The sequence below is a fragment of the Bradyrhizobium sp. cir1 genome, assembly GCF_014198245.1.
In the GTDB taxonomy this organism is placed as follows: domain Bacteria; phylum Pseudomonadota; class Alphaproteobacteria; order Rhizobiales; family Xanthobacteraceae; genus Bradyrhizobium.
This window is the reverse complement of the sequence record NZ_JACIHE010000002.1, coordinates 289,628-315,130: the sequence shown is the minus strand read 5'-3', so window position 1 is coordinate 315,130 and position 25,503 is coordinate 289,628. Positions and strand designations below refer to the sequence as shown.

At 60.5% G+C, this 25,503-nt stretch carries 23 protein-coding genes; 7 read left to right on the top strand and 16 right to left on the bottom strand.

What is annotated here, in order from left to right:
- The first annotated feature begins 6 nt into the window (after nucleotides 1–6).
- Both GGD63_RS05950 and GGD63_RS05945 read left to right on the top strand, forming a co-directional pair.
- A complete protein-coding gene (locus tag GGD63_RS05950; protein WP_183239963.1) occupies nucleotides 7–1,287 on the top strand; it encodes an ABC transporter substrate-binding protein in 1,281 nt (426 codons plus the stop codon).
- Nucleotides 1,288–1,449: 162 nt separating this feature from the next.
- Entirely contained in the window at nucleotides 1,450–2,289 is an 840-nt protein-coding gene (locus GGD63_RS05945) for an ABC transporter ATP-binding protein (RefSeq protein WP_183239962.1), read from the top strand.
- Between the two features lie 60 nt (nucleotides 2,290–2,349).
- On the opposite strand, the gene GGD63_RS05940 is transcribed toward GGD63_RS05945, so the two are convergent.
- The gene (locus GGD63_RS05940) at nucleotides 2,350–3,504 is read right to left on the bottom strand and encodes an AGE family epimerase/isomerase (RefSeq protein WP_183239961.1); all 1,155 of its coding nucleotides are present in this window, start codon (nucleotides 3,502–3,504) and stop codon (nucleotides 2,350–2,352) included.
- A gap of 86 nt (nucleotides 3,505–3,590) precedes the next feature.
- On the opposite strand from GGD63_RS05940, the gene GGD63_RS05935 reads away from it, so the two are divergent.
- On the top strand, nucleotides 3,591–4,814 hold the full coding sequence (locus tag GGD63_RS05935) for a phenylacetate--CoA ligase family protein (RefSeq protein WP_183239960.1): 1,224 nt from the start codon (nucleotides 3,591–3,593) through the stop codon (nucleotides 4,812–4,814).
- A gap of 2,713 nt (nucleotides 4,815–7,527) precedes the next feature.
- Entirely contained in the window at nucleotides 7,528–7,734 is a 207-nt protein-coding gene (locus GGD63_RS05930; protein WP_183239959.1) for a hypothetical protein, read from the top strand.
- Nucleotides 7,735–8,290: 556 nt separating this feature from the next.
- On the opposite strand, the gene GGD63_RS05925 is transcribed toward GGD63_RS05930, so the two are convergent.
- From GGD63_RS05925 to gmd, 5 genes are all read right to left on the bottom strand, one after another.
- Nucleotides 8,291–8,428, bottom strand: coding sequence for a hypothetical protein (locus GGD63_RS05925; protein WP_183239958.1), 138 nt, complete (start codon nucleotides 8,426–8,428; stop codon nucleotides 8,291–8,293).
- 333 nt (nucleotides 8,429–8,761) lie between these two features.
- Nucleotides 8,762–9,325 (bottom strand): HAD-IIIA family hydrolase, encoded by a 564-nt coding sequence (locus GGD63_RS05920; RefSeq protein WP_183239957.1) that lies wholly within the window; start codon nucleotides 9,323–9,325, stop codon nucleotides 8,762–8,764.
- 59 nt (nucleotides 9,326–9,384) lie between these two features.
- Nucleotides 9,385–9,828, bottom strand: a complete 444-nt coding sequence (locus GGD63_RS39955; protein ID WP_210315659.1) for a hypothetical protein — start codon at nucleotides 9,826–9,828, stop codon at nucleotides 9,385–9,387.
- A 36-nt stretch (nucleotides 9,829–9,864) separates the two neighbouring features.
- On the bottom strand, nucleotides 9,865–10,806 hold the full coding sequence (locus GGD63_RS05915) for a GDP-L-fucose synthase (RefSeq protein ID WP_183239956.1): 942 nt from the start codon (nucleotides 10,804–10,806) through the stop codon (nucleotides 9,865–9,867).
- A complete protein-coding gene (gmd, locus tag GGD63_RS05910) occupies nucleotides 10,787–11,857 on the bottom strand; it encodes a GDP-mannose 4,6-dehydratase (protein WP_183239955.1) in 1,071 nt (356 codons plus the stop codon). The genes GGD63_RS05915 and gmd overlap by 20 nt, the downstream gene beginning before the upstream one ends.
- Before the next feature lie 292 nt (nucleotides 11,858–12,149).
- Between gmd and GGD63_RS05905 the strand changes: the two genes are divergently transcribed.
- On the top strand, nucleotides 12,150–13,265 hold the full coding sequence (locus tag GGD63_RS05905) for an acyltransferase family protein (protein WP_183239954.1): 1,116 nt from the start codon (nucleotides 12,150–12,152) through the stop codon (nucleotides 13,263–13,265).
- 372 nt (nucleotides 13,266–13,637) lie between these two features.
- Here GGD63_RS05905 and GGD63_RS05900 read toward each other — a convergent pair whose 3' ends face one another.
- Nucleotides 13,638–14,492, bottom strand: coding sequence for a glycosyltransferase family A protein (locus tag GGD63_RS05900; protein WP_283811932.1), 855 nt, complete (start codon nucleotides 14,490–14,492; stop codon nucleotides 13,638–13,640).
- 109 nt (nucleotides 14,493–14,601) lie between these two features.
- Between GGD63_RS05900 and GGD63_RS05895 the strand changes: the two genes are divergently transcribed.
- Nucleotides 14,602–14,823, top strand: coding sequence for a hypothetical protein (locus GGD63_RS05895; protein ID WP_183239952.1), 222 nt, complete (start codon nucleotides 14,602–14,604; stop codon nucleotides 14,821–14,823).
- Here the strand turns inward: GGD63_RS05895 and GGD63_RS05890 are convergent.
- From GGD63_RS05890 to rfbG, 4 genes are read right to left on the bottom strand one after another with little or no spacing between them, the layout of a single operon-like run.
- On the bottom strand, nucleotides 14,820–15,620 hold the full coding sequence (locus GGD63_RS05890) for a class I SAM-dependent methyltransferase (RefSeq protein ID WP_183239951.1): 801 nt from the start codon (nucleotides 15,618–15,620) through the stop codon (nucleotides 14,820–14,822). The genes GGD63_RS05895 and GGD63_RS05890 overlap by 4 nt on opposite strands.
- A 41-nt stretch (nucleotides 15,621–15,661) precedes the next feature.
- Nucleotides 15,662–16,579, bottom strand: coding sequence for an alpha-1,2-fucosyltransferase (locus tag GGD63_RS05885; protein ID WP_183239950.1), 918 nt, complete (start codon nucleotides 16,577–16,579; stop codon nucleotides 15,662–15,664).
- Between the two features lie 31 nt (nucleotides 16,580–16,610).
- Nucleotides 16,611–17,540, bottom strand: a complete 930-nt coding sequence (locus GGD63_RS05880) for an NAD(P)-dependent oxidoreductase (RefSeq protein ID WP_283811927.1) — start codon at nucleotides 17,538–17,540, stop codon at nucleotides 16,611–16,613.
- On the bottom strand, nucleotides 17,527–18,624 hold the full coding sequence (rfbG, locus tag GGD63_RS05875) for a CDP-glucose 4,6-dehydratase (RefSeq protein ID WP_183239948.1): 1,098 nt from the start codon (nucleotides 18,622–18,624) through the stop codon (nucleotides 17,527–17,529). Before rfbG ends, GGD63_RS05880 begins: the two co-directional genes overlap by 14 nt.
- 142 nt (nucleotides 18,625–18,766) lie before the next feature.
- Here rfbG and GGD63_RS05870 point away from each other — a divergent pair, with 142 nt between their 5' ends.
- Nucleotides 18,767–20,008, top strand: a complete 1,242-nt coding sequence (locus GGD63_RS05870) for a polysaccharide biosynthesis protein (protein WP_183239947.1) — start codon at nucleotides 18,767–18,769, stop codon at nucleotides 20,006–20,008.
- Here GGD63_RS05870 and GGD63_RS05865 read toward each other — a convergent pair.
- The 5 genes from GGD63_RS05865 to GGD63_RS05845 form a co-directional block, all read right to left on the bottom strand.
- On the bottom strand, nucleotides 20,005–20,865 hold the full coding sequence (locus GGD63_RS05865) for an NAD-dependent epimerase/dehydratase family protein (protein WP_183239946.1): 861 nt from the start codon (nucleotides 20,863–20,865) through the stop codon (nucleotides 20,005–20,007). The two genes, GGD63_RS05870 and GGD63_RS05865, sit on opposite strands and share 4 nt — an antisense overlap.
- Nucleotides 20,862–21,563, bottom strand: a complete 702-nt coding sequence (locus GGD63_RS05860; protein ID WP_183239945.1) for a nucleotidyltransferase family protein — start codon at nucleotides 21,561–21,563, stop codon at nucleotides 20,862–20,864. The genes GGD63_RS05865 and GGD63_RS05860 overlap by 4 nt, the downstream gene beginning before the upstream one ends.
- Nucleotides 21,560–23,134, bottom strand: coding sequence for a glycosyltransferase (locus tag GGD63_RS05855; RefSeq protein ID WP_312013106.1), 1,575 nt, complete (start codon nucleotides 23,132–23,134; stop codon nucleotides 21,560–21,562). Before GGD63_RS05855 ends, GGD63_RS05860 begins: the two co-directional genes overlap by 4 nt.
- Nucleotides 23,135–23,236: 102 nt before the next feature.
- Nucleotides 23,237–24,205: a glycosyltransferase family A protein gene (locus GGD63_RS05850; RefSeq protein WP_183239943.1), complete on the bottom strand. Its 969-nt coding sequence runs from the start codon at nucleotides 24,203–24,205 to the stop codon at nucleotides 23,237–23,239.
- 28 nt (nucleotides 24,206–24,233) lie between these two features.
- Nucleotides 24,234–25,499, bottom strand: a complete 1,266-nt coding sequence (locus GGD63_RS05845; RefSeq protein WP_210315658.1) for a class I SAM-dependent methyltransferase — start codon at nucleotides 25,497–25,499, stop codon at nucleotides 24,234–24,236.
- Nucleotides 25,500–25,503 lie beyond the last annotated feature (4 nt).

Genomic DNA, 25,503 nt, shown 5'->3' with positions numbered 1-25,503 from the left:
CAACCCATGAAGACAAAATCCCTTTTGAGCACCGCTTCCCTCGCGTTTGCGATCGCAGGCTTTGCGGCCAGCGCGCAGGCGCAGATCGCGGTTGGCCATCTCGCCGACTATTCCGGTGCGACCTCGGACGTCGGCACGCCTTATGGCCAAGCCGTGGCCGACACATTTGCCTGGATCAACAAGAACGGCGGTATCGGCGGCAAGCAGGTCAATCTCGACAGCAACGACTACGGCTACCAGGTGCCGCGCGCGATCGCGCTCTACAAGAAATGGTCTGGTGGCGAGAAGGTTGCCGCGATCATGGGCTGGGGCACCGCGGACACCGAAGCGCTGACCGGCTTCGTCGCACAGGACAAGATTCCCTACGTCTCCGCCTCCTACGCGGCGGCGCTGACCGATCCGGAAGGCGTGAGCGGAAAGGCCAAGCCCGCCCCCTACAACTTCTTCTACGGCCCCAGCTACTCGGATGCGATGCGCGCATTGGTGACCTGGGCCGCCGAGGATTGGAAGGCCAAGGGCAAGAGCGGCAAGCCGAAATTCGTCCATATGGGCGGCAATCATCCCTATCCGAATGCGCCGAAGGCGGCCGGCGAGGCGATCGCCAATGAGCTCGGCTTCGAAGTGCTGCCGCCGATCGTGTTCGCGCTGACGCCCGGCGACTACTCCGCGCAGTGCCTCAGCCTGAAGAGCTCCGGCGCCAACTACGCCTATCTCGGCAACACCGCCGCCTCCAACATCTCCGTGCTGAAGGCCTGCAAGGCCGCCGGCGTGGACGTGCAGTTCCTTGGCAATGTCTGGGGCATGGACGAGAATGCCGCCAAGACCGCGGCCGACGCCGCCGACGGCGTCGTCTTCCCACTGCGCACGGCCGTGACCTGGGGCGGCAACGCGCCAGGCATGAAGACGGTGATGGAAATCTCGAAAATATCGGATGCGAGCGGCAAGGCCTATCGCCCGGTGCACTATATCGCAGGCATCTGTAGCGCGCTCTACGCCAGGGAAGCGCTCGACTGGGCCGCCAAGAACGGCGGCGCCACCGGCGAGAACGTCGCCAAGGGGTTCTACCAGAAGAAGGACTGGGTGCCGGCCGGCATGGACGGCGTCTGTAATCCCTCAACCTGGACCGACAAGGACCATCGCGGCACGCTCAAGGTCGATCTCTATCGCACCAAGGTGTCGGGCGCGACCGACGGCGACCTCAACGACCTCATGGCCAAGGGCACGATCAAGCTCGAGAAGGTCAAGACGGTCGAGCTGCCGCGCAAGCCGGAATGGCTGGGGTGGTGAGGCCCGCCGTTTCCCCACACACAACTGTCATCCCCCGCGAAGGCGGGGGATCCAGTACGCCGCGGCTTATCGATGAATCGCCGGCGCCTCTGGAATACTGGGTCACCCGCTCCAGTGCGCGATGCGCACAAGGCGGGTGACGACAGCGGAGAAGGAAGACGCATGTCCCAAACCATTGAAGCAACCCGCTCAATTCCCACTGCTGTCGCGACGCCGCCCCTGCTCGGCGTGCGCAACATCGAGGTCGTCTATGACGACGTCATCCTGGTGCTGCGGGGACTCAGCCTCGACGTGCCCAAGGGCGCGATCGTGGCGCTGCTGGGAGCCAACGGCGCCGGCAAGTCGACGACGCTGAAGGCGATCTCGGGGCTGCTCAAGACCGAGGACGGCGAGGTCACGCGCGGCGAGATCCTGTTCGAAGGCGAGCGCATCAACGGCATCGATCCCGACAAGATCGTCCGCCGCGGCATCTTCCAGGTGATGGAGGGCCGGCGCATCGTCGCCGACATGACGTCGCTTGAAAACCTCAAGCTCGGCGCCTTCACCCGCAGGGACCGCGAGGTCGACGCCGACCTCGACATGGTCTTCAACTATTTCCCGCGCCTGAAGGAGCGCACCGGCCTTGCCGGCTATCTCTCCGGCGGCGAGCAGCAGATGCTCGCGATCGGCCGCGCGCTGATGGCGCGCCCGAAGATGATCCTGATGGACGAGCCGTCGATGGGCCTGTCGCCGCTGCTGGTGAAGGAGGTGTTTTCCATCATCCAGAAGATCAACCGTGATCTCGGCGTCACCATCCTGCTGGTCGAGCAGAACGCGCGCGCCGCGCTGTCGGTGGCGAGCCACGGCTACATCATGGAACAGGGCAAGGTCGTGCTCGACGGCACCGCGGACGAATTGCGCGACAACGAGGACGTCAAGGAGTTCTACCTCGGCGGCGCCGGCGACCAGCGCAAGAGTTTCAAGAACCTCAAGAGCTTCAAGCGGCGCAAGCGCTGGCTGTAGCGTTTTCAAGCGAAGTGGGAAACGGTTCGCGTGAAGAAAACGCGTCAAAACAAAAGAGCTTTAACCTTCCAAAACCTGCTCCGCTTCCGTGACTGCGCAGAGAACATGATAGAACGACGACGCAGGAATGGTATCGACCAGCGATTTGCCGTCGCGATCGAACTGGTCGTACCAGCCGCCCTTGACGGGATGGCTGAGATAATGCCGTTCGAGCCGCACCAGCGCCGCGCGCGCTTCCTCCGCCGCACCCGCCTCGCCGGACTCGGTCTGCGCGATCCACGCTTTTGCGATCTCGGTCTGCGGCCACAGCCGGCGCGTGCTGCGGCGGATGTTGCCGCTCGCATCGCCCTCGTCGATCAGGCAGCCCGTCGCCTCGTCGCGATAGCGCAGCGCCGTCGCCAGCAGCTCCGCGCGCCGCTGCCCGGTCGGACAGCCCGTGATGCGCTCAAATCCCTTCAGCAGCCAGACCCATTCCGCCTGATGGCCCGGCTCGACGCTGACCGGCTCGATCTTGGACCAGTCCTCCTCGAAATACTCCGACAACACGTGCTTCTGCTTGTCGTAGAGGTTGGCGAGGAACAGTGCGAAGAACTCGCCGGCACGGTTCTGGAAAGACAGATCGTGAGTCGCGTCGAAGCACGCGATCATCGCCTCGAACAGGTGCATGTGCGGGTTCTGCCGGCGCGGCAGCGAGACCGGAAGGCCTTCATGGACGCCGCCATGCGGCGAGCGCAGGTGGCCGTCGAGGAAGGCGAGCAGCGCATCGATCTCGGCGCGAATTTGCGCGTCCTGGTCGAGCCCATAGACGGTCGCCAGCGCAAACAGGATGAAGGCGTGGTCGTAGGCATCGCGCCGGCCGTCCAGCACCGCGCCCTCCGGTGTCAGCCGGTGCACATAGCCGGGCTTGCCGTCGGGCGACTTGGCCTTCGCCAGGAAGTACTCCAGCCCCTTCAGCGCGATGGCACGCCCTTCCGGATACCAGCCCATCTGCGCCGCCTTGGCGTAGCAGTAGATCTGCCGCGCCTGCACGAACACGCGCCGCGGCGCGGCGGCATCCGCCGTGCCGTCGCGGTGCAGCCGGTCGATGAAGCCGCCCGCAGCATGATCCCAGCCGACGGTCGACCACAGCGGCATCGCATCATCGATCATGCGGCGTTTCAGGCGCGCGACGACGCCGGCCGTCTCCTCCGCCGCCATGATCCGTTCCTCCGCCATCTCGCTCTCTCCACGTCCCGACAATGGCCGTCTGATACCCATGCCAGCGGCGGCGTGCAACGGATGCCAACCCGGAAAGATCAGCCATGACCGCCCATTACGACGCCCTCGAGACGCGCGAGCCAGTTGCGCGCGAGGCCGAGCTGTTTTCGCGCCTGCCCGGCGTACTGCGCAGCGCGATGACGGCCCCAGCCTATGCCGAGCGGCTGAAGGGCGTGGATCCCGACGCCGTAACCACACGAGCGGCCCTGGCGGGCCTGCCGGTGCTGCGCAAGTCGGAACTGCCGGCCCTGCACAAGGCCTCCGCGCCGTTCGGCGGCTTCGTGGCGGCGGCCCCTGGCTCGTTCGCACGGCTTTTCACCTCCCCGGGACCGATCTTCGAGCCGGAAGGACGGCAGGCCGATCCGTGGCGCGGTGCACGGGCGCTGTTCGCGGCCGGGTTCCGGGAGGGTGACATCGTGCTCAACACCTTCAGCTACCACCTCACGCCCGGCGGTTTCATCTTCGACTCGTCGGCGCGCGCGCTCGGCTGCGCGGTGATCCCCGCGGGTCCCGGCAATGCCGAGCAGCAATTCGAGCTGATCGAAGCCTACCGTCCGGTCGGCTACAGCGGTACGCCGGACTTTTTGAAGATCCTGCTCGATGCAGCCGCAAGCGCAGGCCGCGACGTCTCCTCGATCAAGCGCGCGCTGGTCTCGGGGGCGGCCTTCCCGCCCTCGCTCCAGGCCGAGATCAAGGCGCGCGGCATCGACGCCTACCAGGCCTTCGGCACCGCCGATCTCGGCCTCATCGCGTTCGAGACCGAGGCCCGTGAAGGCATGGTCGTGAACGAGGACCTGATCATGGAGATCGTCAGGCCCGGCACCGGCGATCCCGTGGCGCCGGGGGACGTCGGCGAGATCGTCGTCACCTCGCTCGACCCGCACCATCCCTGGATCCGGCTTGCGCTCGGCGACCTCACCGCCGAGCTGCCGGGCACCAGCCCCTGCGGTCGCACCAACATGCGCATCAAGGGCTGGATGGGCCGCGCCGACCAGACCACGAAGGTCAAGGGCATGTTCGTCCGTCCCGAGCAGGTCGCCGAGATCGGCAAGCGCCATCCTGCGCTCGGCCGCCTCCGTCTCGTCGTCACGCGCCAGGGCGAAACCGACGCGATGACGCTGAAAGCGGAAACAGCGGCGGCAAGCGAGACGCTGCGCGAAGAGATCGCGGGCACATTGCGCGCGGTGACGAAACTCGGCGGAAGCGTCGAGCTGGTCGGCCCCGGCGCGCTGCCGAACGACGGCAAGGTGATCGCGGACGAGCGGTAACGCCCCTTAGTCTAGCCACTCGATCGAAAACAATTGTTTGAGGCCAAATTCCCGCCAGAGCGATCGCGGGAATTCACTCTACGCTTTGCGGGAACGCAAGGACGTTGAACGAAAGCACTCGTTCTTGCCTCTTCCACTCTAGGACTCTAATGCAAGAATCGACGCGTCCAGCCGCGAGTTCTCAGCGAAGATCTACGCCGGCCAATGTCGCTTTGCATGGCTCGGCGATAAACCCTGCGGTCGTGCAGGCTACGCGTTGGCGAGGACGCTTGTCGATGAAAAGATGCAAACAAGAGTGGTGATCAAGAAGGAGACCGAAAGTATCTCTATACGGATCACATTCGCATTAGACCCGGTGATCCGAAGGAGCGGCCGCGCCGAACCCTTCTCAAAGAAGACCGTTTGACTCCGGCAATTATCGAACGAACCCCAGGACTTTCCTGCTCTGTGACCTGTCAAACGTATTTCGGCAAATTTTCAAAATCTACCGGTTGCTTGGCTACGTACCGAAGCGGAATTACGAATTCCTCGACGCGAGTCCTGTTTGGTCCCAGCTTGAGGGCGAAGCTTGCCGATCAGGCCGCGGCCGCGATCCGAGCGATGGGAGGGCGCATCAGTCCCGACGGCTGGAGCAATTGCCTACGTATAGACGGACAGCTTATCCCTCCGTTAGGGCTGCCCGTTGGACACCCGGCGAAAAGCCAAGCCATGCACCGTTGTGGACCATCGAGCGTGAGGCGTGTCTTCCAAACGGCTGGAGCGCCGCCGAGCAAGCGGCCGAAAGCAACGCGATCCAAAACCGGGAACGTCTACCGGCGGCGCTGATCCAACCACATCGCGAGCGAGAAGCAAATCAATCATCTCGCGTCACCGCACGAGGGGAAAAATCCCGACTGCAACGAGTTCTATAGCGCTGCCAGTTTCATGAGGGCGGCGATTTCATCGTGGGGAAGACGTGCCGGAAAGAAACGGCTAACCACGTACGACGGCCGCGGCCGCCAGGATGTGGAAAGGTCGATCAACCAATGATAGCATGCGGCCTTCAGATCCACCGAGGGGCGACCGTGATTGGAACGATCAAGCCTTGCTTTCGACTTCCGCTAGCTGCCTTGTGGATGATTATCGTCGCTTGGCTTACATTTTGCGCACTGGTCGGCGCTCTTTGTGCTGGTGTGCGCCTGGCTGTAGCTGTCGCAGGAGTTGGCGCAGATCATCTGGTCAGCTCTGCTCGCTGTGGTCGCGTCGAATGATGCGCGGCGGCTTCCTCGGTAAAGGCGCGCTTATCAATTAATTGATTGCCTCTGTTGAGAGACCATTGGTAAGGAAGCGGTTGCTGACGCCGATCAGTCTACCATGGAACAACTACGGTGATCTTGAGCACGCACGCAATCGTTGGGGGCGCGATCGCAAGCCTCATGCCAACTCATCCCTTTATAGCGGCGATCACGGGATTTGCGAGCCACTTCGCGATAGACGCGATACCGCACTGGGACTATCCGCTTCGATCAATTGCGCTCGGAAACGGTGCTAATAATCGCCGGTTGCCCTTGAGCAGAGCCACGCTATTGGATTTTGCGATCATCGGAACCGATGCTTGCATGGGGATAGGACTCTCACTTTGGCTGTTCGCAACGGAGGCGTCAATGTGGACCGTCGCGGTCGCCGCTTTTGCCGCAATGCTACCGGACCCATTGCAATTCGTTCACACTTTTTACCCGCGCGGACCCATTCATCGCCTACAGCGTTTTCATTGGTGGATGCACTCCAAGCGCAGCTTGACCGGAACGTTCGGCGTCAGTTCGCAAATCGCATTCGCCGCAACGATTGTTGTTCTTGCAAGAAGTGTTCAATAAGAGTGGAGCGCTTCCAGCCCAGCATATCCATTCGTAAGTTGGTGAGTGGCCAGCGCCAGAGCGACTAGCTCTTAACCGACAGATGGCTCGGTCGCTTGCCTGTGCTGTCAAGGTGAACGAGCTTCCGAAACGCGGGCCGCAGTTGAATGTCGTTCGGTGGACGGTTAGATTCCTGGAGAAACACTTGTGTCGACCGCTTCTGTGACGCGACCGATCATGTCTTGACCCGCAGTCGTCGTTCGCTCAAGTCTAGGACTGGTTCCCCGCTCGCGCGTGCAAATCCCGATCATCCGCCGGCAAAGAGCCAGGCGCCAGCTTCAACTGCTCGAGCCCAGCCTCGATCATCACACTTGAACAACCTCAAGGGAGTTCCCGGGTGGATGCGAGAGACCGTCTGCAGCCGCGCGATGTGAGCCGAACTCGCTCAGCGCCGAGAAGAAGTGCCGGCGCCTGCGTCCAGAGCGCCGAGCCGCCCGTGCTGTTCAACATCGAAATGCCCGCACGCGGCTTCGAAGCGCTGAAGGGCGTCAATATGTCCTAGGATAGCCTCTGCGCGGACGCCACGTCCGCTGACGTCTTCCGGCGGCGCCGGGCCTGGCCGCAGACTTTGCACGGACGAGCGTAACACCGCCTGTTCGCGCCGACGAGCGCCTGTGCTAAGATCAATGGGTGACCGCTAGCCCGGTCGCCATCTGATTAACTCCCACCAGCTCTCAAGTCGGCGGATTTCTTTTGTTGTTGAGACCGGCGCCGTGCGTGGTTAAGCGTGGCAGACATTAGCTTTCTATTAAGATATGTTGTGCGGCGGCCCCAGGTCATATAGAAGGAACCCATATCGGTGTCAGTCGCGTTCAAGAGTCATGATTACCTACAAGCAGTACCACATTGATCGATTTGAGCACGGCCAACGAGGCTGGATTGCCCGTATCACGCGGGTGGATGGCCAGAAGATCCGCACCATCCTGCCGGCTTCTGAGCATCCCTACCTCGATACGAAGCCCACTGCGTCCGCCGAAGAAGCCGAGCAGCTTGCCAAGGAGGGAATCGACTTCGGCGGGGTGGTTTAATCGGCCCCTTGAGAGCTGACGTCTGCGCACTTCACAGGCTAGAGTTCGCCGCAGCGCGTGGAGGAAATCGCTTTAGTGGTGGTGAGTGCACCGCTCTTCGTCATTTTGTGCAGCTGCGAGGCGCGCCAGAAATCAGACCGCTCAAAACGGCCTCTGTCTTCCAATTTGTCATCTGCAGCTCATAGTGACACCCCCCACCGCCCCAGCCACGCCAGCGCGGCGGAGCAAACCGCTGAAAGCAAGGCGGTCCAAAACCAGGACCTTCCACGGATGGCGCTGATCGAACGCAGATACAGGAAAGCTCCGAGAAGCTTCCCGTAGTTCCTTCGGAATTCTCCGTTCAGCTTAGCTACTTCCGGCAGATCGGATAAAGCCTTGCATTCGTCGGCCATTTGCTGGACTCCATTTGCGACTGGACCAGCACCCTATGAACCACTGTTTTGCCCGACGACGCAAGTTCCATTTCGGTTTTTCGATATGCCTAGCTAGGACGGCCACTGAACGCCTTGTTCAGTCGCTCGCCAACCGAAAATGCGGACCCAAGTAGCTCAGTCGGCTATCTCAGACTTGAATCGGGCCAGCGAGGAACCTCATGGGCGGGCCGGGATCGACGCAGAGTCGGCCGCACGATCGCGTAGAGCAGGAAGAGGCCGATGGTGGTGGCCACCGCCAGCAGGGGGAAAATGTAGTTCATGCCGCCTCCAAGACTTCGAAATAAATACTAGCAGCGATGCATATATACCGTCCAATCGGGACGATGTTCCCCGACTTACTACCCGCCCCGTTGAGTCCCGCTTCTCTGGACCCTAGCCAGCTTGAGGTCCTCATCCGTTGTTCCGCTTCATGCGTTTGAGCCCTCGCCGCTGCCGCGACAGGGCGGCCTTCTCATAACGTTCCAAGCTCGACAGAAATCTCATTTGCTCGCGTTTGTGCCATTGGCTTCGAGTTGTCGCTTTGACGCCAAATTCACTCCTTGTTTTCGCTAGCCTAGCAATCGACCGAACCGTCCCTCGCGATAGCGACGAGATCAATCCTCCGTTCCCGCGACTCCCTGATGCGAGGGCGGTTGATGCGGAGGATCGTGGGACCAAGCAGTTAATAGCGGGGCGATGAAGGCGTGGAGGTTAGACCCATTAAACAGATATGCTGCGATGCCGGCCGCTTGCGCCGCTGCAAGGTCACTCTGCTTGTCCCCGATCATGAAGCTAGCACCAATGTCCACCGAATACCGCTCAAGCAGACCTGCGATCATTCCCGGTTGCGGCTTTCGGCAGTTACAAAGGACACGATATCGCGCAATCAGGCCATCCGGGTGATGTGGGCAAAATTCGAACGCATCGATATGCGCACCAACCATAGCAAGCTCACGCGACATCCATGAGTGCAACTCGCGAACATGCCGCTCCTCGTAAAACCCCCTCGCGATTCCTGATTGGTTCGTCACTACAAACGCAAAATACCCGGCATCATTGACTGCTTTTACGGCCTGCTGGGCTCCTTGCACCCACCGGATCTTGGCCGGATCAAAAGCATAGCCGTCGTCCTCATTGAGGACGCCATCACGATCAAAAAAAACTGCCGGACGTATCAATTCTTGTTAGCCCAACTTGGTCGGAACACAGCTGATCTTCCGATAATCCTTTCTTCATTTCAATACGTGGCGCTCTTAGCAGGATCGTGCTCTGCCAGAGCACCTTGTCCATACTGCTCATGCGTCGATTGGCTTCGTTTCGTCGCTTTCATCTTGCTCAGCCCCTCCGCGCGGTACCTAAGCGGATGAGAACAACAGTCATTCCTGTCGTCAAAACGAGCAACAATGTTGCTGCGGAAAGGACTGATATTCGTCTGCGATTGGAGCGTTACTGATTCGATCGAGCGCCAACGCCAATCATGGCGCCGGTATCTCGCCTCGTGGCCGCGGGGCTTCAAGCAGTGCTGCATGTAAAGCCGCTCGTTCTTGCGTAGGAGATGCCGGTGACAACGGTTCAAACGAATGGCGCCGATGCGCCAAATCATATCATCAGGTTCAAACCGAACGATCGGCGGCATTTCATTGGTGGTTCGGATGCACGCATCATCATGGGGTATGACCAAGAGAATCTCGTCCTGGCTACCTGTAATCCCAGCATTCTACCTCTGGGACAGATACGCCGCATATGCGCGCTTCAAGCCATCGTGAAGCGAGGTCGTGGCGCGCCAGCCGAGCTTGTCGAGGCGGCTGACGTCGAGCAGCTTGCGCGGGGTGCCGTCGGGCCGCGAAGTGTCGAAGCTGATCTCTCCGCCATAGCCGACGATGTCGGCGACGAGGCGCGCGAATTCGGCGATGGTGATGTCCTCGCCGGTGCCGATATTGACCAGTTCCGCACTGGAATAGGTCTTCATCAGGTGCACGCAGGCATCCGCCATGTCGTCGACATAGAGGAACTCGCGCCGTGGCGTGCCGGTGCCCCAGACGACGACGTTCTTCGCGCCGGAGACTTTGGCCTCGTGGAAGCGGCGGATCAGGGCGGCGACGACGTGGCTCATTTCGGGGTGATAATTGTCGCCGGGGCCATAGAGATTGGTCGGCATCACGCTGATGAAGTCGGATCCGTACTGGCTGCGATAGGCCTCGACCATCTTGATGCCTGCGATCTTGGCGATCGCATAGGGCTCGTTGGTCGGCTCCAGCGGGCCTGTCAGCACCGAGTCCTCGCGCAGGGGCTGCGGCGCCAGCTTGGGATAGATGCAGGAGGAGCCCAGGAACATCAGCTTCCCGGCGCCGCTCTGATGCGCGGCCTGGATCACGTTCGCGGCGATCGCGATGTTGTCGTAGATGAACTCGGCGCGCAGCGTGTCGTTGGCGACGATGCCGCCGACCTTGGCCGCGGCGAGGAACACCACCTGCGGCCGCGTCTTCGTGAACCAGTCGAACACGGCGGCCTGGTTGCGCAGATCGATCTCGCCCCTAGCCACCGTGACGAGCCGGACGTCTTCCTGCGCCAACCGGCGCACAATGGCACTGCCGACCATGCCGCGGTGGCCGGCGACGTAGACGCTCTTGCCCTTCAACTCAAACGGCGCGCTTGCCATTCGCAGCATCCCGCTTTGCCTCTGCCAAATCGCCCGTCATCATCTCCGCGACGAGCTCAACAAACGTCCGCTTCGGCGTCCAGCCGAGCACCTGGCGCGCCTTGCTGGCATCGCCGATCAGGAGATCGACCTCGGTCGGGCGGAAATAGGTCGGATCGATCTTCACAACCGTCTTGCCGCTTTTGACATCGACACCCGTCTCGTCCACACCCCTGCCGCGCCATTCGATGCGGCGCCCCACATGTGCGAACGAGAGCTCCACCATCTCGCGCACCGACCGCGTCTCGCCGGTCGCAAGCACGAAATCGTCGGGCTTCTCCGCCTGGAGGATCATGTGCATGCCTTCGACATAGTCCTTTGCATGGCCCCAGTCGCGCTTAGCCTCGAGATTGCCGAGATAGAGTACCTCGTCCAGGCCAACCTCAATGCGGGCAACGCTGCGGGTGATCTTGCGGGTGACGAAAGTCTCGCCGCGGATCGGGCTCTCGTGGTTAAAAAGGATGCCGTTGCTGGCGAACATGCCGTAGGCTTCGCGGTAGTTCACCGTGATCCAGTAGCCATAGAGCTTGGCGACGCCATAAGGCGAGCGCGGGTAGAACGGCGTCGTCTCCTTCTGCGGAATCTCCTGCACGAGGCCATAGAGCTCGGAGGTCGAGGCCTGGTAGAACCGCGTCTCCTTTTCCATGCCGAGGATGCGGATCGCCTCCAGGAGGCGCAGCACGCCGATCGCGTCGGCATTGGCCGTGTATTCCGGGCTCTCGAAGCTGACGGCGACGTGGCTTTGCGCGGCGAGATTGTAGATCTCTGTGGGGCGGATCTGCTGCACCAGGCGGATCAGATTGGTCGAATCCGTCATGTCGCCATAGTGCATCAGGAACGGCACATTGCCGACATGCGGGTCCTGGTAGAGGTGGTCGACCCGCGCCGTGTTGAACGAGGACGAGCGCCGCTTGATGCCGTGCACGACATAGCCGAGCGACAGCAGATATTCGGCGAGATAGGCGCCGTCCTGGCCGGTCACCCCGGTGATGAGAGCGATCCGGTTAGTCATGACATAGTGCCTCTCGATTCTTGCCAGGTGTGGCCCGCATTTGAGGAATATTAAGACTTCGCCCTCGCGACTTTCTTGGACATATCCCGAATGACAGGTCAAGGCACTGTCCGTGAAATGAGGGGCCGATCTGGTACAATAGGTGTTCTCCGGTCCGGTAGGTTAGCTAGAGTTGAGGTGCCGATGGGAGGTCGACCTTATCTGGCTAAGCGTGATGCTCAACGTAAAACGGCTGCACACATTGCCTAATGTTGCTATACTGTCTAGAATCAGAAATTTTTCCAAAGAATGAATGATGTCCAACTCGAGTTTGGAGCGCGCTGCCGTCCGCGATAGATTCCTGGACTATCTGAAAGGGCTTGCAATCCTGACGGTCGTGGTTGGTCATACGTTTCAAGGCGCCACGCCAAATTTCGACGAGTACTGGCCTTTCCGCGTTGTATATGCATTCCACATGCCTATGTTCATGTTCGTCGCAGGCATGACTGCGTGTTTCTTTTATCAGCAGCAGATCGACAAACACCTTTGCCTGAAGGCTTTCCGGGACGATCTTGGAAGGAAAAGCAGGCGGCTCATTATTCCATTCTTAGTATGGGCCGCTGTTGGTTTCATCCTTAATCCTTCAGGGACCTTTCTATCGCATATGATTAAGGTCATCGAGTTCCCGGACAACGGACTGTGGTTTCTGCCCGTACTTTTTCAGTGTACTGTTGGCGTGACACTTGCCACTCTGCTCATTGTTACGTTCCGTCGTTACGTTCCGCAGAGCCGGGCACTTTCGTGGGATAACCGCTGGACCCAAGCTACAGCTTTCATCGCCGCAACCATTCTCGTGAACTTAGCCAGCCGCGCCATTCCTAATGGATTCGGGCTCTACCTTGCGCGGGTGCATTTCCCTTATTTTGTCTGGGGTCTAGTTTATCAGATTGCCCTTCCCCGCGGCTTGCCATCGATTTTTCGCTTCCTTCCATATCTGATTTTCGTAGCGCTGGTGCCGTTCTGGCACCGCACGAACGTCTCATCATTGATCGCCTATTTTCCGTCTTCCTTGGGGCATGCTCGCTCGATCAACTCCATTTACGTCATGATCGTCGCAGCGGCCGGAACGCTAGCGTTCATCGATCTTGCAAGGATTGTCTATTGCCGTCTTCCTACACTTTTGGATCGGTCGCTTGTGTTTCTTGGCCAGCGCTCACTTGATGTTTATGCGATCCATTTTCACGTTCTCGGGATGTGGCCACCAATCATTGCGCCGACGCTGTACAGCTTGGCAATCTCGACTGCGTTGAGGCTGAATTCATGGACGGCTCTGATATTCTTCGGTCAGCACCGAAGCGTGATCTCGATGAGATCTCGTTTTCGTAATCCTAATCCGCCTCTGCCCCCAGTTACTGAGGCTAAGGGGTAGCCGCACCACAACTCGGTTTCACGAGGTAAGATCAGCATTAGCTCGGACCGGCTTGGGCAAACAGCGGCTAGCGGAGTTGATGAGATGCTTTCACACCTCAATTATCTGGAAAGTACGCCGCGAACGCGATTTCACCAACTCGCACTTTAATCAAGCGCGCCGGCGACCTTTTTGGGCTCCTCTTCGGAGCACCGTTTGGCGTGCATGTTCTGAAAGATCCGTCAGCGAACTTAATGCAAGTCCAGCAAACCCTACTGCGGTTCCAGCGGAGCTCCGCATTGCTGATTCGTATTCAGCTTTCACACTCATGTCGGACGAAGGGGAACCGCGCTATCTACGATGCACCCTTAGCACGCGACGTAGACACTTTGCTCACCCATCGATCGGCGGAATTCGCGCCCGAAGCATCTCCTGAAGGCTGTTCCATTGAAGGATGGTCGAACCACGAACCGGGTTCAAACGCGTCTTCTGCATGGGCTGATTGATCCCGATGCCGATAGTAATGAGATCTACCGCTCCTTTAAGGAGTTGTCCGGCCATTCCTCGGAGTGCCGACGAAAGCTGTCCCCTCTGGATGCCGTAGCGCCAGAAGCTCTGAGCGAGAGCAGCCCGACCAGGTAGAATCTTACGTAAATTTAGCCTATCCTGACGGTATCCCAGAAGCACGCTATCTAGCCCAGCAAAGTTGCTAGCATGCAGCGTTCGCAGCAATAACTCGTGGTCCTCAGCATACGTGGGTTTCGAATCGTAGGGATTTTGGCGAAACCACGCCGCCCGTCCACACCACGTCGGATGAGGAAGAGGAAATCCAACGAATCGTCGTGCAACGATATCTTCATGCGTCAACCCGACCGGCAACTCCCCAATAAGCTCACGATCGCTATTGAACACAACCGCACCACAACCGACTAAGTCAAGGCTTGGATCGCGCCGCAATCGTCCCACTTGCTGTGCCAATCGCTCTGGGAAGCAAACATCGTCCGCGTCCATACGCGCAATGAATTCACCTTTGCTTAACCTGACTGCCTGGTTGAGCCGTATCGCCAATCCCGCAGAAACTGGCTCCCGGACGAGCCGAATTCGCTTATCCTTGAGCTCTTCTACCACCGCACTACTATCGTCCGTTGAGCCATCATCAATCAGTATCAACTCCCAATCTTGAAGTACCTGGAGTTGAAGTGACCGCACCGCCTCCGCCACCGTCGGGGCGCTATTGCGCATTGACATAACGACCGAAACAAGCGGGAGGAGAGTCACTTTTTACTCTGATGATGCGCCAATGTTCAGCTAAAGGACCATTTCATATGGTGCAACTAGAGAAAGCTAGAGTGCGATCATGACCGCAAAGAAAATTGTGGCAAGCACGGTGAGCCCGCGGCATATTGACGAATCTAAGCCGCATTCGCAAAATTGCAGACAACAGGGATGTCGTGAAAACGGCAATCAAGACTTTCGTACCAGTTGGTTTGGTCACATCGTAAAGCAAGCGTCTATTCTTCGGAAGGAAACGGCGTTGCTGCGCATCAATAGGCGTGGCGAGCCATTCATCTATGACTAAAAAGCTAGGAGCTGCAGATCACTAGATACTAATAGCGTCATGCCAGGAAGACCGAGCCCAGAGTGAATGATGCGGAAGCGACTCGGAAATTGCTCCACGATCGCTTCGATGGCGCGTGCCGGCCCAACGTTATAATTCGCTTCAGCCGATTGAAAGAAGGTGTCGTGCGCGAGCACGCTGGCGTCCGGCACCGTGGAGAATATCTCGCCAAGTTCTCCACGCACCGATTCATAGGCGTGGTCGCCATCGACAAAGAACAGCGGCCTCGCCGGCCGGCCGAGCTTCTGCCACTGCTCGAGCGCCACCATCACGCCGTCGCCCCGGTGCAAGTGAACCTTGTCGAGTCCACGGACGAGACGACCATGTTCCTGGCCCGGATGCTCGACATGGGTGGCATCTGGCGGCAGATCGACGGAATGGATTTCATAGCCGAGATTGAAGGCCTGGTCGCATTCGTAGAAGATCCTTGCGGATACGCCGATATGCGTTCCCCAGTCGAACACCACCGACGGCTTCAGACGGCATGCGGCCGCGGTGATCAGCAGCAACTCGTTCAGTGGGTACGGATGCGTGCCGACCACCGGCACGATCTTCTCCAAGAGGAAGCTCGAGAGCGTCCAGAGGTCGACTTCGAATTCGGATGCCGTGGGATTGCGCACAGGATCGGGCCAGGTACGCATTACCTCGATTGCCTCCGCAGGACTGGTTGAGACATCCGTCGGATTCGCGGCGACAGTGACCGGTTGTCCGCATTTCTGACGCAATTTACGCATGATCGAACGAGCTGTCTGTTGCATGGTGCCCCTCCCTTGCAATAACTATTGGATTTGGTGGACGATCAGACCACGATCCAGCCGGCCGGGTAAAGATCGGTCGTGTTGAGATTCTTCAATTCGGCCGGCGCAAACCATTGCCGCGGCGCAATAACCTGTTTCCCTTCCCCGCCGTTCAGCCATGCTCCCCACCAACTGAACGAGCTGTTGGCGATTACATGATGCCGGCAACGCGCCATCAGCGCCATATCTTCCCATGGACGCTCGGGGGCGCCGCGGACATGCACGAGCCGCGATTTCGGCACGAAATTCAGCACGCTTTCCGCGGCTGCCGGATCATCGGAAAAGACGAATAACTCCGCCTCCCCGCCGATCGCCTGCTCCAGCCGGCCGAGCGCCTCGCGATAATAGGGTTCGCCGACAATGCCGTGAAATTCGGCGGTGCCGGGGTTGAGATAGTCGCCGCGGCGGACATGCACGGAGACAGGCAGCCGGCTTGCCTCGATCCGGGCCAGAATCTCACTGGCGCCATCGACGACAGGCTCCCGTAGCGAGAACCAACCGCGCAATTGCTCTGCGATCGGAGCAAAGTAGCGCTCGGTCTGGAAGTAGCCGAACAGCGTCGTGTGCGAGCTAAGCCCTTCGAAGACGGGATCGTAATGGAAATGCGGCTCGCGATATTCGTGCGGCGATTGCACCATCTGCGGCAGGCCGGCGCGCCGGAGCAGGCGGTCGATCCGCCCCTTCCATTTTACCCGTTCGAAATTGCCTTTGGCCTTCCCCCGTGTGTCAGCCGTGCCCTCGGTCGTAGCGATCGCTTCCGGCACAAGCAGTCGATCGAGCAGAAAAGACCTGAGCGGATCGTTGTGGAAACCACTGAGGTCGAGCGCGAGCCGGACGCTGTGACGTTCGGCCAGCGCCTTGCCCGCGGCATACTGGAACATCTGGTTGCCCAGCCCGCCTATCAGCGACACGGTGATCATCTGTGCCTTCCCTCGGAAACAACGGCCACGATCAAGCCCGGCAAAGCGTCGCGACAGCGGCGCGGATACCTTCCTCAAGGCCAATCGAGGGCTGCCAGCCGAGTTCCGAACGAAACCGATCTGGCGAGCCGACGAGCCACGGTTCATCGTCTTTGCGCATATCGATGGCGCCGAAGCCGAGCAGCGAGGGATCTGCGTTCATCGCCGTTGCGACGGACTCGGCAAATTCCCGCACCGAATGGGCGCGGCCCGTCGCGACGTTCCAGGTCGCGATGCCACCCTTGTCGCGGCAATGCGTATCGGCCCGCAGCATCGCCTCGATCACGTCATCGATGTAGACGAAATCCAACACTTGCGTGCCGGCCGAGATTGCCACGCGCTCGCGCTTGGCCAGGCCGGTGACGAGCGCCGGGAGAAGGCGGTGGGAGGCCTCGCCTGCACCATACACCTTGAAAAGACGCAAGAGGCGAAATCGGGTACCACTGCCATTTGCGATCGCGCTCGCCATCAGGCCACCGGCAGCTTTTGACGAACCATAGAGCTTGCCCTGCTCTAGCGGCGAGTCTTCCGTCAACAGGTCCCGGTTGGACGGGCTCCGATATTCCGAGAAGGTCCCGGCCATGACCATTCGTGCGCCCCACTCGGCACAAAGCCGCACCAGGGCAGCCGGGAGCGCGACATTGATGGCGATCATCTCATCGATGTCACGGTAGTTCGGACGCACGCCGTAGGCCGCAAGATGGAACACTGTCTCGACGGGCGCGCGAAGCAGCAGCCTCAAACCGCGCTCGCTAAAATCATCGCATGCGATGATGTTCACTCGGTCGTGCCATTCCTTCGGAAGCGCACTCGACGATCTTGCAAGCACCGTGACGCGATTGCCTTCCGACAGCAGGCGATCCACGAGGTGAACGCCAATGAAGCCCGAGGCACCAGTGACGAGAACATTAGCAGGCCGCATGATTCCTCAAGGCGTTTCGATAGTGTTCGATCTGGCGAACGGTGATTTGCGCGGCATCGCGCGGATTGACGTTGAAATCCCGGTACCAGCTCGCGGTCATATCCACGGTCCCGGCAAAGGCCAGTGGCGGCTTCCAGCTGAGCAGCGCACGCGCCTTGGTGCTGTCGAGGTGCAGGAAGCGCGTCTCTGGAAAACTTCCGGGCGCGTAGGAGATGTCGGGCCGGATCCAGCTTGCGCTGAGGTGCTCGACCAGATCCTGAACCGTCCGCGCCGCCTCATCGCTCGGACCGAGATTCCAGTTGTCGGCGGCGCTGCGATCGCCGCTCAGCAAGCGGGCGGCCAGCACCAGGTAGCCATGGACCAGGGCCATCACGTGTTGCCACGGGCGCACCGCACTGGGATTGCGCAGCGAGATCGGCGCCTGCGTGGTAACCGCGCGAACGAAATCCGGAACGATCCGGTCGGCCGACCAGTCCCCGCCGCCGATGATGTTGCCGCCGCGGGCATTCGCGATCAGCACGCCGTTGCCGCGCTCGGCCAGCGTCGCACGATAGGAGGCCGCCACCAATTCGGCGCAAGCCTTGGAAGCACTGTAGGGGTCCCTGCCGCCCAGCGGATCCTGCTCGCGATAGCCCCAGACCCAGTCCTGGTCACGATAGACCTTGTCCGTGGTGATGCAGACGACCGCCTTGACATCGGGCGTGAGCCTCGCCGCTTCGAGCACATGCGCCGTGCCCAGCGCGTTCGTGGCGAAGGTCTCGAGCGGATCCGCAAAGGATTTCGAGACTAGGGGCTGCGCCGCGAGGTGAATGATTACCTGCGGCCGATGCCGCGCGATCGCATCACGGACAGTCGCGAAATCGCGGATGTCGCCGATCGTCGAGGCGATACCGTCGGCGATTTTTGCCGCAGCGAACAGGTTGGGATTGGTTGCCGGCGCAAGGGCAAGGCCGGCGACATCGCAACCGATGCGCTTGAGCCAACTAACCAGCCAGCCGCCGGTGAAACCCGTGTGCCCGGTCACGAACACGCGCGTGCCCCGCAACGCAAGCTCGAAATCAAGCAAAGGAAGTTCGGAGCTCATGGAACTGATTTACGACCTTGCAGAATGGACACTGATAACCTTAAAGATGGCCGAGACGATGGAACAATTGCGAATGCGGGCCCGGGCGAGGTCCCCCCAGGGCCCGGATTACGCCCCCCCTTTAGCAAGAATAGGACATGCTATGAAAGCCTTCTCTGGCCACACCGGGTCCCTGTTCTTCGATCCCGGGTTGAGCCGTCTGACGACCGGCCGGACGACTTCGCTATTCGCCGAGGACATCAAGGCGCGCGATGCCGAGCTGCGATCGGCCATCAGCGGTCGGCGCATTCTGGTAACCGGCGGCGCAGGAAGCATCGGTAGCGCCACGCTGGAGCTGCTTTTCCCGTACGCTCCCGCGGCCATCCATGCCGTCGACCTCGCCGAGAACGGCCTCGTCGAGCTGGTCCGCGACTTCCGCTCCCGCGCCGAGCCGCTAGTCGGCTGCGAATTCCGCCTGTTGCCAATCGATTATGGCAGCGCCGCCACCGAGCGCCTGTTGCAGACGGAGAAGCCCTACGATCTGGTGCTGCACTTTGCGGCCCACAAACACGTCCGGTCCGAGAAGGACGTTCCATCGGTCATCCAGATGATCGACACCAACGTCGTCAAGATGCACCGCTTCACCAAATGGCTGCAGAAGTACGGCCACGGAAAGCGCTATTTCGCGGTATCCACCGACAAGGCAGCGAACCCGACCAGCCTGATGGGCGCGAGCAAACGTCTGATGGAACATGTGCTGTTTTCGATCGGCAACGAAGAGGCTTCGGTGACATCCACGCGTTTTGCCAATGTCGCCTTTTCCAATGGAAGCCTGCTGCAAGGCTTTCTGTACCGGCTTGCCCGCCGACAGCCCCTGGCCGTGCCGCGCGAGGTACGCCGCTACTTTGTGAGCCCGAGGGAAGCGGCGGAGATCTGTCTGTTGACCGCGGGCGCCGCCGCCCCCGGACACATCACCTTTCCCCGACTTGATCCGAACGAACACTTGCGGCCCCTGGTCGATATTGCCGTGGCGCTGCTACAAGAACTTGGTCTGCAGCCTGCGTTCTACGAGCACGAGGCGGAGGCATGTGCGGCAACCGAGGCCGAACTCAAACGCGGCTCCTATCCCGTTCTGCTGACTCCGCTCGATACCAGTGGCGAAAAACCATACGAAGAGTTCGTGGCCGTCGACGAGAAGCCGGCCCCGACGGACTTCGCCGCGCTGAGCGCGTTGCGATACGTGCCGCCCCCGACCGCCCTCGAACCGGCCCTGGCATTTTTCGACGAGATCGCGACGGATGCGGGCATAAAACTGGAGAAATCGGACATCGCGCGCCACGTCGCCTCTGTCGTTCCCGGCTTCAAGCACATCGAGACCGGCCGCAGCCTGGACGACCGCACCTAGGCGCCCCGGCCTCTGGCGTGGGCAACCACGCCACGCAGCCCGTCCTCGAGCGTGATCGACGGCGACCAGCCGGTCGCACCCCTGATCGTCGCAATGTCGGCGATCACGTCCGGTATGTCGTTGACGCGCCGGTTGCCACGGCTGACCAACGGTTTGCCGACATTGGCTGCGCTGCGCACGATCTCCGCCACCTGCGCGACCGAATAGGACTTTCCCGAACCAATATTGAAGACAGCCCCGGGTCTGGGATTCCTGCGAATACAGTCGATCGCGCCGACGACGTCGTCGAGATGCACGTAGTCGCGCCTCGGCGTATCGTCCTCCACCACGATGGCGGTGCTAGAATCGATCGCCTGCTCGACGATGTGCGGAATTAGGAAATTCGCCGGCTGTCCCGGGCCGTAGATGTTGAACGGACGCACGATCATCACCGAGACCTGCAGGCATTCGAAGAAGAAGCGACAGGCGTCTTCGGCGGCCTTCTTCGAGAAGGCATAGGGATTGTTCGGCTTCAGCGGCGCGGTTTCCGGGATCGGCAGCGTCTCGGGAATGCCGTAGCAATAGCCGCTTACATGGATCAGCCTCGCCCGGGTCTTCCGGCAATAGTCGAGCACATTGACCGTGCCCAGCACATTTGTGCGGTAGAAATCGGCCGGTTCGCTCCATGAAGCCGGCACAAACGTTCGGCCCGCGAGATGAATGACCCAGTCGACGGTAACGTCTGGAAAGGCGCCTGCCGCTACGTCGAGCACGCCGCGGTCCGGTGCATGGACCTCGACGCCCCGCTCTCTCAGAAGCTGGACGAGCCTGCGGCCAACAAAGCCGCGGCCGCCCGTCACCAGCACACGGTCGGTCACAGGAAGCGCTTCCGGTCCTTCTCGAACTCGATGGTGGCACGTTCGTAGTCGTCCGGGCGACCGATATCGAGCCAATAGCCATCATGCCGTTTGACATTGACCGGCTCGCCGGTCGCGATGAGTTTGAGCATCAACTGATCGAACCCGAAGGGGCCGGTCGGCGGGATATGATCAAGCACGCGCCGATTGACGCCATAGATGCCCATGCTGACAAGTTGGGGCAGCTTCGGCTTCTCGCGGAATTCCACCAGGCGTTCACCCTCGACGCCAAGAACGCCATAGTCCAGGACCTGGTCGCGACTGGTCGCACCGATGGTGAAGATCGCGCCGGATGCGACGTGATCTGCAAGAAATGTTGAAGGATTTAGATCACTCAACACGTCGGCATTGATGACCAAAAAATTGTCCGGAAGATCACTGATCAGTCGAAGCGGCGCGATCGTGCCCAGAGGCTCGTTTTCCAGGGAATAGCGAAGCTTCAGTCCCCATCGCTCGCCGGTTCCGAAATAGGCCTTGATCAGATCGCCCATATGATTGATCGCCAGCGTCGCCCCATCGTAGCCGGCATTCGCCAGTTTGCGGATTACGATCTCCACGATCGGCGTGTCCACCAGCGGGACCAGCGGCTTCGGAAGCGTCAGGGTGTACGGCCGGAGGCGGGTGCCCCGACCGCCGGCCAGGATAACTGCGTGTTTCATGCTACGCTCGAGATTGGCTGCCCCGGCGGATCCAGCGCTGGCTGATCCGGGGACTGCAGGTCAGTGATACGGACGTCGGGCGTCTTGCCCGAAAGAATGTCCTCATAGTACCCGGCAACGACCTGCCAGGTGAAGTGCTTGCGCCACCGCTCCCGTCCGGTCGTCCCGAACCGGGCAAGCATATCCGGTGCGCGCATGCAATTTGCCATCGCATTGGCGAGTTTTTGCGGATCGACGCGGGTATAGCCGAAAGTGTCTTTTGAAGCCTCGCAGAGCATTCCGCTCCCGGTCCAGCGCACGATCTCGTCGGCATTGCCGACCGGAACCGTCAGGAATGGCGTTCCGGCTGCGGCTGCCTCGTACAATACCAGCGGAGAATATTCGATCCGCGAGGCAAAGACGAAGAGATCGGCAGCCATGTAGGCCTGAATCAACTCCGGCCGCGTCAGATCGGTCAGGATCGCCCGCTTCAGCGGTTGCGCGGAGGCCCTTGCAGCTATGCTCTCGATGCTCGCGAGCGGTGCGGGCGCCGGCGGCGTGCCAGTGGTCGCTATGTGTGCGCCTTCACGCTGCATATCGGGCCGCATATCGGAACAAGGGGCCACGCCGATGGGCGCGGGCGGCCTCCTGCCAAGCTTGCGTAGAACCAGTTGCTTGATGCCTGGCCATCCTTCGACCCGCGTGATGTGAACAACGCGCCGGACGGCAGAGTCGATAAAGCGGGCGACGTGACCCAGCCGCGAGTTGACCAGACGGATGACGATAGCCTGGCGCAATTTTTTCACCGCCCGCCGGACAAGCCGTCGCAACCCGGGCCAGCCCTCGCGCCTGGTCACGGCGGCCGCATGAGAAGCCAAGGTCATGGCAAAGCTAACGGCGGCCTTCGCGTGCCGGAGATATCCCGACTCGATGACGGGCCATCCCGCGATCGACAGCAACACCGCGGATCGTCCACTTGTATCCAGGTGCAGGAACGCCTCGACGACGTCGCGATGTCCCTTGGCCTCGATCGGATTGCCGACGGTCATGAACAGGAACGCATCTTCCGGTATCGCCATCCGCTGCCGAAACTCAGGATCCGCTTCCCGCTCGAAATCGGCCTCGCTGATGCCGTTGGGCAGCACCGTGAAATTAGTCAGGCCGATGTTTCGGACGAAATCGATGTCGCGATATTTTTCGGCGTTGAAGACGAGATGATCGAACTTCTTGAGGATGTCCGGAAGCTCCCGGAAATAGCCCGCGAAATCGGGCTCGTAGAGCCCCGAAAAGCCACAAGGAATGAATACTTTGCGCGCCTTGATGTCGTCGAACACAGGCCACAGCGCGTCAAAGCTCCATTGCTGCGCGGCCATGATCAGGATCGCGTCGACGGGGGATGTCCTGACGAACTCGCGATACGCCTCGATTTCGCCGTTCAGGCCATAGACCGACTTCCCGCCCGCATCGAACGCGCGAATCCTGACGCCGTTGACGACCTTCGATCGCCTGTCCGGATGGATACTTGTGGCTACCGTGACGTCATGGCCCCGCGCGGCCATGCGTTCGGCGATCTGCCGCATGACCTCCTGCACGCCGCCTCGGTGCGGCGGATAGGATTCACAGCAAAGCAGGAGGCGCAATCAATGTCCCTTCACTATTCGCAACGATGATTTGCTGCTCAAACGCGATCAACCTTAAATCGAAAAGCCAAACCTACGCAACGCCGTTCTTACGCTGCGCGCGACGGTCCGCGCGCCATTCAGCTTATAGCGATGAATGGCGAAGTGATGCCGCAGATTCCGACACCAGAACGCGACGGGATCACGGTCCGGGTCAAAGCTTCGATCGCCGAAGATCGATTTCCCAGCCATGACAATTGCAGCACACATGGCTTCAATATCAGCGTCTCGTGACATTTTGTCGGGCTGGCCATGAGCCAGACACGCAATGTCGCGATGAACGGGCTGAGGCAGCGGCGCGCCGGTCGACGCAGCCGCGAGGTTTTCAGCTGATATCAGGATCAGCTTCTCCATGAAAGGGTTGACGCCGTCGCGCGACATGCTGGTCGGCACCTCGCGATAGATCGTCAAACGCTCCGGAAGGTTGGCGACACGGAATCGTCGGGCGATGCGCGACCAAAGCTCGTAGTCTTCGGGCGGCTGGCGCGAACTATCGGTGGTGTAGACGCCCACCAGGTCGAGCGCCGTCTTGCGCATCATCGCCGAGGAATGGACGAAGTAATTGTTGAACAGCAGCGCGAAACGCAGATCCCCGTCCTCGGTGGGATGATCGTGAAACCGGCCGGTCGGGCTGTTCCCGACCCAGACCTCGGCCCTGGTGCCGACCAGCGCATGATCGGGATTGGCATCGAGGAACGCCACCTGCTGTGCAATGCGGGTCGGCAGCGCCCAGTCGTCGTGATCCTGCCGCGCGATGTAGCGTCCTCGTGCGAGCGAAATGCCGCGATTGAGCGCGGCGGCGAGGCCTTTGTCCTCCTGATGATACACGCGAACCCTGGGATCAGCGATCTGATCGAGGAACTCGCGGGTGCTGTCGGTCGAGCCGTTGTTGATCGCGATCAGCTCGAAATCGGTGAACGACTGCGTGAGGATCGTTTCAAGCGCCTTGGGCAAATCAGCGCCGCCGTTGCGCACCGACAGCACGACGCTGACGGTCGGTGCGCGATCCTGATCAGTCATTGTCTGAATTCCCACGGCTGTCCAGAATCACCGGCTCAGGCACCGCAATGATGAACTGGCCTGTCCAATCGGGAATCTGGCTGATCTGCTGTACGATCTCTTGCCGCAAGTTCCAAGGCAGGATGAGAACATAGTCGGGTCGCCTCCGCGCGATCTCATCCGGGGCTAGGACCGGAATCCTGGTACCCGGTAGCAGCAGACCCTGCTTGTGTACGTTGCGATCTGCCGTGAAAGAGATGAAGTCGCGGCCGATTCCGCAGTAGTTGAGCAGCGTATTCCCTTTCGCGGGCGCGCCGTAGGCAGCGACCGATTTCCCGGCCTCTATGAGCTCGATCAGAAGACGCAGCAGCGATCGTTTCAATTGCCGGACCCGATGCCCGAAAGTCTCATAGGTCGCAAGCCGGTCCAGGCCGGCCTGGGCTTCCTCGCGCCTGAGCTGCCTGACGCTATCAAGAACGTCCGTGCGGTCGTCATGCGCAACATACAGTCGGAGCGAGCCGCCATGCGTCGAGAGGCGTTCGACGTCGATTACCCGCAACCCGTGGCGCGCGAACAGCGGCTCCAGTGCCAACAACGACAAATAGGAATAATGCTCGTGATAAATGGTATCGAATTCGACATTGCGGATCATTTCCAGAACATGCGGAAATTCGAAGGTCGCAATGCCCCGCTCGCCGAGCAAGATCTTGAAGCCGGCAACGAAATCGTTGATGTCGGGCACATGCGCAAGCACATTGTTGGCAATGATCAGATCGGCCGTGCCACCCTGCTCGCGCAACCGCATCGCCGCCTTTGATCCGAAGAACGCGACCTCGGTCGGTACTCGCCGCAGCTCCCAGGCCGCCTTGGCACAGTTGGCCGCCGGGTCGACCCCGAGGCAGGGGATGCTACGCTGAACGAAATATTGCAGCAAATAGCCGTCGTTGCTGCCGACTTCCACGACCCGCGAGCGGGCATCAAGGCCAAGCCGAGCCGCGGCCTGTTCCGCAAACGTCCTCGCATGGGCGAGCCAGCTATCCGAGAAGGACGAGAAATAGACGTAGTCGGCGTGGAAGTGCGTCTCCGGCGTCTCGAAATCCTCTAGCTGCACCAGCCAGCAATGGTCGCAGACAAAGCTCTTGAGCGGATAGAACCGCTCGCTGAGCGAGGCATGTTCGGCGCGGACAAACGCATTCGAAATCGGCGTCATGCCGAGATCTACCAGAACGGCTGTAAGCGGCGCGCCGCAGGACCGGCACATCGGAGAGCCAATGGCCATCGCG